Consider the following 7494-nt stretch of genomic DNA (forward strand, 5'->3'; position numbering starts at 1 on the left):
CGTCGACGCTGGCGTACCGGCCGATCTTCTCCACGGTCAGGTGCAGGTTGAGATCCTCGCCGACGGCGGTCCGTCAGCGCTGGTGGCGACCGGTACGCGTCCGTCACCACCCGCTATCCCGTTGAGATCCTCGCCGACGGCGGTCCGTCGGCGCTGGATCCGTTCGAGCGCGTCGGCGTGCGGGTCCAGATACATGTTGAGATCCTCGCCGACGGCGGACCGTCGGCGCTGGCTCGTCAGGAGGCCCGATGAGCGACTCGGAAAGACTGTGGTTGAGATCCTCGCCGACGGCGGTCCGTCGGCGCTGGCCAGCGCGTTGGGCTCCCGCCCGAACTTCGCGGTGTTGAGATCCTCGCCGACGGCGGTCCGTCGGCGCTGGTAGAGGGTCCCGGTGGAGCGTACGAACTCCTCCGGGACGTTGAGATCCTCGCCGACGGTGGACCGCCGGCGCTGGGGAGCTCGCCTACCAGGCACTGGCCACGATCACGCTGTTGAGATCCTCGCCGACGGCGGTCCGTCGGCGCTGGCGCTCGGACGTCGAGGGCCAGCCCACCGGGCCGGTGCCGTTGAGATCCTCGCCGATGGTGGACGTCGGCGCTGGAGCCGCTCTCCCGGCCCGGTCGGTGCAGGACCGGCACGCGTTGAGATCCTCGCCGACGGCGGGCCGCCGGTGCCGGCAGCGGTCAAGATGGAAGCACCGTCACCAGGAGCTCTGGTTGAGATCCTGGTGACGGCGGGCATCCGGCGCTGGCGAGGTAGATCTCGCCATCCTCGATTTCGTCGACGTTGAGATCCTCGTTGACGGCTGACCGTCGACGCTTGCGTTCGATCAATTCATGGTTCTGGTTATTGATGGAGGACGTCGTGGGTGACGCCGGCAGGAAGATTGTCCAGGTCGGTACTGATCTTGTAGTCGGTGAAGTTGCGGGGCGTGTCGGTATCGGTGACGCGTTCGACCTTGATGCGGTCGAGTAGTGGTTGGGCGGGGGCGTTACCGAAGGCGTCGCTGTGGGAGAAGACGTGCAGGCTGCGCAGGGTGAGGATGCCGCGGGTGGCGGTGCGGTCGTGGTCGAGCATGAACAGCAGGGTGCGGTAGAGGGCGGTGAGGTCGTCGGTGGTGACGCCGGTTTTGCCGGCTAGGGCGGCAGAGTAGTGGAATTGGGCGCGGTAGAGACCGTAGGGGACGGTCCACTTGCTGCCCATCTCGGTTTTCTCGCCGCCGTCGATGTCCTGTTGGCGTGTCTGGGTGACGCGGGTGATGGCGTGCGAGACGGGTTGGATGGGGTCGATTGAGCGGGCCATCCCGAATTGCAGGGGGCCGCGGATCTGTCCGAGGGCGCGGGTTTCGCCGGTGGACAGCACGGCGCCGAAGAGTCGGATGTCGATGTATCGGTCGCACAGCCATTGGCGGGCGGTGTTGGCGTCTTGTTCGGTGAGTTTCTTGGTGCCGAGGGTGAGGCCGGTGGCGGTGTAGGAGGCGGCGGTGCGGGTGTTGAGGGCGTGGCCGGCTTCGACGAAGATCTGGTAGCGGTCGGTGTCGAGGGCGAGGTTGGTGGCGGTCGCGCCGATGGTGTCGCGGATTTTGCGTTTGATGGCGACGTCGGTGACCAGGCCGTGGCCGGTGGCTTCGTCGATGCGTGGCCGGTTGCCGCTGTCGGGGTCGCCATTCGGGTTGCCGTCGACGACGTCGAAGAGCAGGACGCCGTCGTGGCGTACGGCGGGGTTGGTGGTCTCGGTCTTCATGCTTGCGGTTCTCCTTCGTTGTCGTCGGGTTCGGTGGGCAGGGCCTCGGTCGGGACTTCGGGGGCTTTGCCTGCTCGGGCCATGCGGATGTCGTGGGCTTGCTGGTGGAAGTAGCCCAGGACGAACCAGGATTGGCTTTCGGTGTCGGTCAGTGGCCGGGTCGGCTGGCTGAGACGTTCATGCAGGTGGTGGAGCCGGGCGCGGAAGGCGTAGGCGGCACGGCGGGCCTTGTCGGTGTGGGCCAGTGCAGCGGGTTCTTTGCTGTCGGTGCGGCCGGTGTTCTCGAGCTTTTTCAGCCAGGCGGGGTACATCTGGATGCCTTGCAGGTGTGCGATGCGGGGGTTGGCTACCGCGCCGGCGAAGTAGCGGTGGAAGAACGTCGTGTTGGGCATGTCGTCGCGGCCGTACGCGCGCAGTTGGAGTGATTCGAGGACGGCGAAGAGGCGGCCGTAGAGGTAGGCGGGGTGGTCTTGTTTCTCGTCGAGCACGGCGGTGGGTCCCTCCCCGGTGCGGTGTGGGTGGCGGTTCAGGGCGACCCTTAGCAGCGCGATACGCGGGCCGTCGATGTGTAGGTCGGTGCGGATGCGGCGGACGATGTGCCCGAGCAGGTGCGGGCCGAGGGTGTCGCCGTGCAGGGCTGCGTGCAGCAGGGTGTGTGCGAGATCGTCGGGGCGGTCGGCTGCCTTGGCTCCCATCGGGATGTAGCGGCCTTGGCTGGGGGTGTCGTTGGGTAGCCATTGGCCTGCGGACAGGGCGAGGAGCCAGATCGGGTAGCCGGTGGGGTCGTTGTGGCCGCGGCCGTTGATGCACGACTGCTGGAGCCATGCGTCCACGTGTTCTTCGGCCTGGTTCAGGGGCATTTCGAGCCATTGGTGGACGACGAGTCGGGCTACGTTGCCCGATACCGTCATGGAGCAGAAGTCGTGGCTGCTGGGGGGCTTGCTGCGGCGGCCTTCGGCGGCGGAGCGCAGGTAGTCACGGATCGCGGTCGGATTGCGGTCGAGCAGTCTGATGGTTGGGCTGTCGGCGCCGTCGGTGATCCACCAGGCCAGCCGGGTGCGCTGGCCTGGGTAGCTGAAGGTGTAGGTGTCGCGGGACAGGATGGTGTGCAGGTTCGCTACTGCGGCTTGGCCGCATCCGACGCAGATGGGTGAGTTCGACAGGCCTTCGGTGAAGTCGAAGGTGTGGATGCGCCGGTTCGCGGAGATCAGCGCGACTTCCTGCTCCGCGCCGGGGACCAGGGCTTTGGGCAGGGCTTGGGGCATCCGGTCGAGTAGTTGCCCGGGTTCACCGCAGACCAGGCATATTCCGCGGCGGCCGGCTCCTGCGGCGCCGCTCTTTCGTTCCTGCACGATGGTTTCCCACAGCGACCACAAGGTGTCGCGCTCGGTGACCTCCTGCCCGTCGACGACGAGCAGGACGAGGTCTTTCGAGCTCCACTTCTGATCCGGACCCGGCTGTGGCAGCTCGCCGCGGTCGTAGAAATTGACCAGGACGGCGGCGGCGGATTCGTCGGGGTAGGTCTCATGCCACCGTCGGCACAGTTGCACGAACGCGGCATGGGCGGCCTCGGCCCGTTCGGGTTTTGTCTTCGTGTCGGTCCAGCCGAGCACGTATTGCAGGTCATCGGCGCCCAGACACGGTGCGATACCCGAGGTTCGGCCTATGTTGGGGACCAGGACCTCACGGCCGAACCTGGTCGATGCCTGGGAGCTGTCGGCGAGGTCGATCAGGGCGGCCTGCCCGGTACGGCCGTCGATGTCGAGTTCCCATCGTGCTTTTCGGTACCGGCTGTAGGGGCGGGTGGTGGGGTCAAGATCTGTGGTTGCCGGCCGGAACCGGGTGAGTTGGCGCAGCATCAGGCGACTCCGGCGACCATGGCCGCGTCACCGGGGATGCCCTGTGCTGGGATGTGCAGCACGCCCGCGGTGAGCTGGGCGGTGAAGAAGTCGAACCGGGCGGGCGGCCCGTAATGGATGCGATGCAGCATCACACCGAGGTCCATGTTCACCGTGATCGGGGCGCGATCGTCGCGGTCGAAGAAGTCGGCGGAGAACTCCCGCGTTCCTAGGAACGGCTGCTGGAAGCAGGAGCCGCGGGTCACCCTCCGCCGGAACTGGTCTCGGTAGGCAGCGGCCGGCTTCGTCGCGTGCCGGGCCAGCTCGACCTGCGCGTGAATCCGGTACTCGACGTCACGCAGGCACAGGGCACTGCGCTGGTCCCGGTTGGCGACTGTGTCGATCCGTTTGCCCTTGCCGACCGCGTCGGCCAGCGACGGCAAATCATGGGTCTCATTACGGAAGATCGAGAACTGCTGAATCGGCCGCAGGACCTCGATCCGTTCTGGCACCCACCGGAACTCGGGACGCCAATAGATTGATTCCAGGACGCCCACCGCAGCGCTCGGTGTCATCACCGGGTAGCTGACCCGCTCCACCCGCTGCTCCGGGCGGGTGAACAACGCGCCCTCGCCACGAACCTGCACCACCACAGGCGGCAACGGACGATTCGGCGCACCAGTACTCGCCATCGGTCTTCCTCCTTCCATGTCGTGTTCGAACACAGACCTCCGCTATCGGTCGAACTACTGGTAGCGGCAGCCCACGGGACCTTTCGGGCAGTAACCCGGCACAGCACATCGTTACGATCCACAGGAGGCGGAATGCGTCCCGCTCGGCTCGAGAAGCGCGAGTGAGCCTCGCGATGAGAGTGACCCTTCTATGTCCTGTGGCGCCGGACCGGTAGTACGTTTCGACTTCGGCCGTGGTGGCCGGTGCCAATTTCAGGGGAGGAGGCCGTTACCGCCGGGTTCGAGAACCATGCCGTAGTCGTCGTCGTACTCCCCGTCCCACTGGTGCAGGTCACCGGCGACCTTCGTCAGCCGCCGCGCTGTTTCCGGCCGCTGCGCGGTGGCACGGCGGATCGTGGTCAGGTACGGCTGTAACCCCCGCAGTGCCGACATGTCCGGGCTCGATCCGGTCAGCCGGCGCAGGCAGTCCGCGATCACCTGTGGTGCCGGGTCTGCGCGGTAGGGAACGATGACCGGGATGGTGTCGTCGAGCATCATCTGGAATGCGAGCTCACGATCTCGGCGGGTCGTGTCGCCCCGCCGGAACGGCCCGTCAGTGACGGCTTCGAAGTCCCGGACGATCCGGTTGAGGCGGATCGTTTCGCTCGCCCCGCCCCGCTGTTCCACGCGCAGTCTCCGGTAGAGCTCCTGGAAGTAGTCAGCGAGCTCGTCCACATCCTCAGGGTCTGCCTTGCCGGTTTCCGGTGGCCCGAAGTACTTGCTGGCCGTCTCGATCTGCGTCTTATACGACGGCGGCATCCCACCGTCCACCGGGTCGAAGATCACCACCAGGCCGCCATGCTCACCCAGCCGCTTGCCCCGGTTACAGCGCCCGGCGGCCTGCGCCATCGCATCCGGCGGCGCGATCGCCCGGAACACTGCGGGAAAGTCCACGTCCACGCCCGCCTCGACCAGCGACGTGCTGATCAGCAAGAGCGGTGCATCGTCCTTCAGCAGCTGTTTGACCTCGTCAAGAACGGCCTGACGGTGAGCGGCGCACATACCCGTCGACAGGTGCCGGACCGCTACACGGTCGCCGAACTCGCGCCGGGCGTAGGCGAACGCGGTGCGGGCGTCTTTCACCGTGTTGACCACGACCAGCGCTTGAGCGTGCCCAACGGCCTCGGTCACCGTCTGCGCCAACGTCGGTCTCGGCCACAACCGCCACTGGTAACGCACCCGCGAGCACTCCGCGAAGAACGTCTTCGGATCCGGGGTGATCTCCACTGGGCTGGGGAGGTTGCGCAGCGGACTCAGGCGTTGCAATTCCGGCTGGGTCGCCGAGGACAACACCACGGTAGCTCCGAAGTGCTCGGTAAGAATCCGGATCGCGTCCGCTACTTGTGGCAGCAGCCGATGCGGCAATGCCTGGACCTCGTCCAGAACGATCACCGAGTCAGCCAGGCGGTGCAATTTGCGCATCCGCGACGGCTTGCGCCCGAACAGCGACTCGAACAGCTGAACCGTCGTCGTCACGACGAACGGTGCGCTCCAGTTCTCGGTCGCTGCACGCCGCCAGCGGTTCAGCGGATCCGAGGGATCACCGAACTCGACGTGGCTGTGGTGCTCCAAGACGACAGGCTCGATCCCACCCCCTGCCGGGTCGAGCAGCTGTCGATAGACGCCGGCGTTCTGCTCGGTGACCGTAATGAAGGGAACGGCCACGATCACCCGACGCAGTTCATGCTTTCGCGCATGCTGTAACGCGAAGCCCGCTGCAGCGATCGTCTTCGCCGCGCCAGTGGGCGCGGTCATCCGAAAGATGCCTCGCCTGTCGTCCGCCACCGTGACCGCTGCATCGAACAACTGCTCCCGCCACGGGTCCATCGGCTCCGCCCGACGCTGCGACAGGAACTCCGCTCGACGCTTCATAAACCGATCGAACAGCACCGACGCGTCCAGATCAGAGCCCAAGACCGGCACCGAACCCCAACGATGCGCCTGCGTATCCAGCACGTCAGCATCGACCAGGCACGAGAACAAGAAACGGATGTAGAAGTCCGCCACCAGCGGGTCGGCGGTATCCGCGAATACCGCCGGCAGAGCTGGCACCTGTTCGAACAACTCCGGAACCACCGGCCGCAGACGCCGTTCAACATCCGGCCACTGAATCGACCTCAGCCGCTCCTCATGCTGCTCATCGGCGCCGAACAGACGCTCAAGCTCGCTACGACAACTCAACCCGCCGTGGTGACCTGCCACCACCCACTCCACGGGCTCCAAGCCGTGGCACCGGGCCAGCTGAACACCAAACGACCTGTGATCAAGCCCAACAGGAGCGCCTGACTGCTCGACCAGCAGCAACTTCTGCTGCCAGTCACACCAGGCTTTACCTGCGTCATGGGCAAGGCCCGCCCAATGCCCCAGATCACCGAGACCGAACGGCTTCGCGAACCCACCGGCCAGTACCGCCGTACCCCGAAGATGGTCCTCAAGCGAATGCCGACTCCCCTTTGAGTTAGCACTGTGCGCCCACACCGCAGGTCTCCTCCCGCAACATGACTCCGGCGAGAACTCAAGCACGGGGGTACGACAAAAAGGCCCAGGCATCATCTCCATGGCCGGTTGGATACCGCCGCGGCGTCGAGGTCCCTCGCCGACAACGAACCGTCGACGCTGGTTGTAGACCGTGTCCGTGCCATCCTGCTTCGCGTTGAGATCCTCGCCGACGGCGGTCCGTCGGCGCTGGGAGCCGTCCGCCTGGCCGAGTCCTTGGCGTTCCTCGTTGAGATCCTCGCCGATGACGGACCCCCAGCGCTGGTCCTCGCCGGGGGCGAACATGGTGGTCGTCTCGATGTTGAGATCCTCGCCGACGGCAGTCCGTCGGCGCTGGGCGTGTCTGCCTCGGTGTCGCTGTCGTACCGCGCGATGTTGAGATCCTCACCGACGGCGGACCGCCGACGCTGGACCTGATTGGCCAGCCAGTCGCTGAACGACTTCTCGTTGAGATCCTCGCCGACGGCGGGCCGCCGGTGCCGGCAACGGTCAAGATGGAAGCACCGTCACCAGGAGCTCTGGTTGAGATCCTGGTGACGGCGGGCACCCGACGCTGGCGATGTAGATCTCGCCATCCTCGATTTCATAGACGTTGAGATCCTCGCCGACGACGGACCGCCGACGCTGGGCGCGGGCACTGGCGACAGTACTGGTACCCGTCCCTGTGGAGATCGTCGCCGACGGCG

The 7494-nt window shown here is 66.2% G+C and carries 6 protein-coding genes and 1 CRISPR repeat array (1 of these 7 cut by a window edge); of the genes, 1 reads left to right on the forward strand and 5 read right to left on the reverse strand.

The features are described from left to right. A CRISPR array of direct repeats spans positions 1-808; the repeat unit is 23 nt; unit sequence GTTGAGATCCTCGCCGACGGCGG; it begins 100 nt to the left of the window's first position. 38 nt (positions 809-846) lie between these two features. From cas7c to AB0M08_RS30735, 4 genes are all read right to left on the reverse strand, one after another. Next, on the reverse strand, positions 847-1743 hold the full coding sequence (gene cas7c / locus AB0M08_RS30720) for a type I-C CRISPR-associated protein Cas7/Csd2 (RefSeq protein WP_364500684.1): 897 nt from the start codon (positions 1741-1743) through the stop codon (positions 847-849). Next, positions 1740-3602 (reverse strand): type I-C CRISPR-associated protein Cas8c/Csd1, encoded by a 1863-nt coding sequence (locus AB0M08_RS30725; protein ID WP_364500686.1) that lies wholly within the window; start codon positions 3600-3602, stop codon positions 1740-1742. Before AB0M08_RS30725 ends, cas7c begins: the two co-directional genes overlap by 4 nt. After that, entirely contained in the window at positions 3602-4273 is a 672-nt protein-coding gene (gene cas5c / locus AB0M08_RS30730) for a type I-C CRISPR-associated protein Cas5c (RefSeq protein ID WP_364500702.1), read from the reverse strand. Before cas5c ends, AB0M08_RS30725 begins: the two co-directional genes overlap by 1 nt. A 252-nt stretch (positions 4274-4525) precedes the next feature. Continuing rightward, positions 4526-6790: a CRISPR-associated endonuclease Cas3'' gene (locus tag AB0M08_RS30735; protein WP_364500689.1), complete on the reverse strand. Its 2265-nt coding sequence runs from the start codon at positions 6788-6790 to the stop codon at positions 4526-4528. Positions 6791-6877: 87 nt separating this feature from the next. Between AB0M08_RS30735 and AB0M08_RS30740 the strand changes: the two genes are divergently transcribed. Then, positions 6878-7225 (forward strand): hypothetical protein, encoded by a 348-nt coding sequence (locus AB0M08_RS30740; protein WP_364500691.1) that lies wholly within the window; start codon positions 6878-6880, stop codon positions 7223-7225. A 72-nt stretch (positions 7226-7297) separates the two neighbouring features. Here AB0M08_RS30740 and AB0M08_RS30745 read toward each other — a convergent pair. Continuing rightward, the coding region (locus AB0M08_RS30745; protein WP_364500694.1) for a hypothetical protein at positions 7298-7494 on the reverse strand (197 nt) is incomplete at its 5' end.

It is taken from the genome of Actinoplanes sp. NPDC051851 (assembly GCF_040681165.1).
Classification (GTDB): Bacteria; Actinomycetota; Actinomycetes; order Mycobacteriales; family Micromonosporaceae; genus Actinoplanes.

Bases quoted from the DNA above. Each gene is read 5' to 3' on its own strand.
- cas7c (WP_364500684.1), bottom strand. From the start codon at position 1,743: ATGAAGACCGAGACCACCAACCCCGCCGTACGCCACGACGGCGTCCTG.
- AB0M08_RS30725 (WP_364500686.1), bottom strand. From the start codon at position 3,602: ATGCTGCGCCAACTCACCCGGTTCCGGCCGGCAACCACAGATCTTGAC.
- cas5c (WP_364500702.1), bottom strand. From the start codon at position 4,273: ATGGCGAGTACTGGTGCGCCGAATCGTCCGTTGCCGCCTGTGGTGGTG.